A 2,322-nucleotide genomic window follows, 5' to 3' on the forward strand; every position below is an offset into this window, starting at 1 on the left:
CCGTCGTCGCCGTCACCGCGGCCACGCCGCAGGGCCGGGCCGCCGTCGCCCAGGTCCTGCGCTACGCCGGGATCGAGCTGCGCTTCGGCGGCACCCCGGCCCCGGTGACCACCCCCACCACGCCGCCGGGCGAGCGCACCGTCGCGCCCGGCGAGCTGCGCTCACTCGTCCGCTTCGCCGTCAAGACCCCGTCCGCGCTGGGCGAGCCGCGGACTGTCACGGTCGGCGACGGCGGGCGCCTCGTGTCGATGCTGTGGGCGGACGGCGTCCGGCTCGACCAGTTCGACGGGCGGTACGCCCCGTACTTCTTCAAACGGCTCGGCCCGCCCTTCCCCGAACACGTCCGGCTCGGCGCCCACGAAGCGTGGTGGATCGGCGGCGAGCACCCCCTCGGCTACATCGAACGCGACGACGGCACCTCCGTCCCGCTGCGCCAGGCCGCACCCACGCTCATCTGGCAGTCGGGCGCCGTCGGCTACCGGCTGGAGGGCGCCGGGACCAAGGAACGGGCCGCGGAGATCGCCGCGTCACTCCGCTGACGGCTCCGGTGGGGCGGCCAGCCAGTCGTCGATCCCCTTCATCAGCTCCTTGCGCAGCGAGTCGGGCGCGGCCGACGACCTGACCGACTGGCGCGCCAGCTCGGCGATCTCCGCGTCGCGGAAGCCGTACACGTCGCGGGCCAGCTCGTACTGCGGCAGCAGCCGCGCCCCGAACAGCAGCGGGTCGTCGGCCCCCAGCGCGAGGGGCACCCCGGCGTCGAACAGGCGACGCACCGGCACCTCCGCGGCCCGCTCCGCCACTCCCAGCCCGACGTTCGAGGTGGGGCAGACCTCGCAGCAGACCTGCCGGTCGGCCAGCCGCTCCATCAGCCGCTCGTCCTCGGCCGCCCGCACCCCGTGCCCCACCCGGTCCGCCCGCAGGTCGTCGACGCACTGCGCGACACTGCGCGGCCCCAGCAGCTCACCCCCGTGCGGCACGGACAGCAGCCCGGCCCGCTTTGCGATGCGGAACGCCCGCTCGAAGTCGCGAGCCTCCCCACGCCGCTCGTCGTTGGAGAGCCCGAACCCCACCACGCCACGGTCGACGTACTGCGCGGCGAGCCTGGCCAGCGTGTTGGCGTCCAGCGGATGCCTGGTGCGGTTGGCCGCCACGATCACCGCGACCCCGATGCCCGCGTGCCCGGCGGCCCCGGCCGCGGCGTCCAGCACCAGCTCCAGGGTCGAGGTCAGCCCGCCGAACCGCTGCGCGTAACCCGAGGGGTCCACCTGGATCTCCAGCCAGCGCGACCCCGCCGCGGCCTCGTCCTCGGCCGTCTCGCGCAGCAGCCGGTAGACGTGCTCCGGCCTGCTCAGCACGGACCGCGCGATGTCGTACAGTCGCTGGAACCTGAACCACCCCCGCTCGTCGGTGGCGCGCAGGCGCGGCGGCCAGTCGTCCTCCAGCGCGTCCGGCAGGTGCAGCCCCTGCTCCCTGGCCAGCTCGATCAGCGTCTCGTGTCGCATGGAGCCGGTGAAGTGCAGGTGGAGATGGGCCTTGGGGAGCGTGTCCAGCGGGCGTGGCATTTCCATATCCTGCCACTCAACCCGACGGGGGAGTCGCGCGTTGGTGAGGGCGAAAGGAGCCCTCGCCAATGACGGATGAAGACGAAGAGGCATTCGACGAGTTCCTCGCCGCGCGGAGCTCTTCGCTGTTGCGCACCGCGATCCTGGTCTGCGGGTTCGCCAGGCACGACGCCGAGGACCTCGTCCAGCACGCGCTGGAGAAGGTGTACAGGCACTGGCCGCGGATCCGGCGCGACAACCCCGGGGCGTACGCGCGCAAGATCGTCGTCAACGCGGCGATCAGCAGGGCCCGGCGGCGGCGGGTGATCCAGGAGATCACGTTCGCCCGGCCACCCGAGACCGTCGCCGACTCTCCCGACCTCGACCTGCGCGACACGCTCATCCGGGAACTGCGCAGGCTGCCACCGAAGATGCGGGCCGTGCTCGTCCTGCGCTACTGGGAGGACCAGTCGGAGTCGGCGACAGCGGCCCTGCTGGGCTGCTCGACCGGCACGGTGAAGTCCCAGGCCGCGCGCGGTCTCGCCAGGATCCGCGAACGCATGAACGTCGCAGAAGGAGCATTCCAATGAAGGTCGAGGACGCGCTCGCCGAGGCCATGGCCCGCCATGTCGCCGACGTGCAGGCATCACCCGCGCTCGGCAGGGCCGTGCGCCGCGGGCACCGCGCCCACGTGATCAGGTTTCGTACGGCCGGGGCCGCGCTCGCCACGGTGGCGGTCGCCGTGGCCGCGCCGCTGGCGCTGAACACCGGCGAGTCCGCC

At 73.4% G+C, this 2,322-nt stretch carries 4 protein-coding genes; 3 read left to right on the forward strand and 1 reads right to left on the reverse strand.

The annotated features are described in order from the left end of the window. Positions 1–539, forward strand: a 539-nt coding sequence (locus DQW85_RS24250) for a hypothetical protein (protein ID WP_113702339.1), incomplete at its 5' end; no start/stop codon positions are given. On the opposite strand, the gene DQW85_RS24255 is transcribed toward DQW85_RS24250, so the two are convergent. Further along, positions 528–1,568 (reverse strand): adenosine deaminase, encoded by a 1,041-nt coding sequence (locus DQW85_RS24255; RefSeq protein ID WP_205315366.1) that lies wholly within the window; start codon positions 1,566–1,568, stop codon positions 528–530. The genes DQW85_RS24250 and DQW85_RS24255 overlap by 12 nt on opposite strands. Positions 1,569–1,630: 62 nt before the next feature. On the opposite strand from DQW85_RS24255, the gene DQW85_RS24260 reads away from it, so the two are divergent. Then, the gene (locus DQW85_RS24260) at positions 1,631–2,131 is read left to right on the forward strand and encodes a SigE family RNA polymerase sigma factor (RefSeq protein WP_113702341.1); all 501 of its coding nucleotides are present in this window, start codon (positions 1,631–1,633) and stop codon (positions 2,129–2,131) included. Then, positions 2,128–2,322: hypothetical protein (locus tag DQW85_RS24265; RefSeq protein WP_162795323.1), on the forward strand; the 195-nt coding region annotated here is incomplete at its 3' end. The genes DQW85_RS24260 and DQW85_RS24265, both read left to right, overlap by 4 nt.

This window comes from Nonomuraea lactucae (assembly GCF_003313395.1).
GTDB classification, from domain to species: Bacteria; Actinomycetota; Actinomycetes; order Streptosporangiales; family Streptosporangiaceae; genus Nonomuraea; species Nonomuraea lactucae.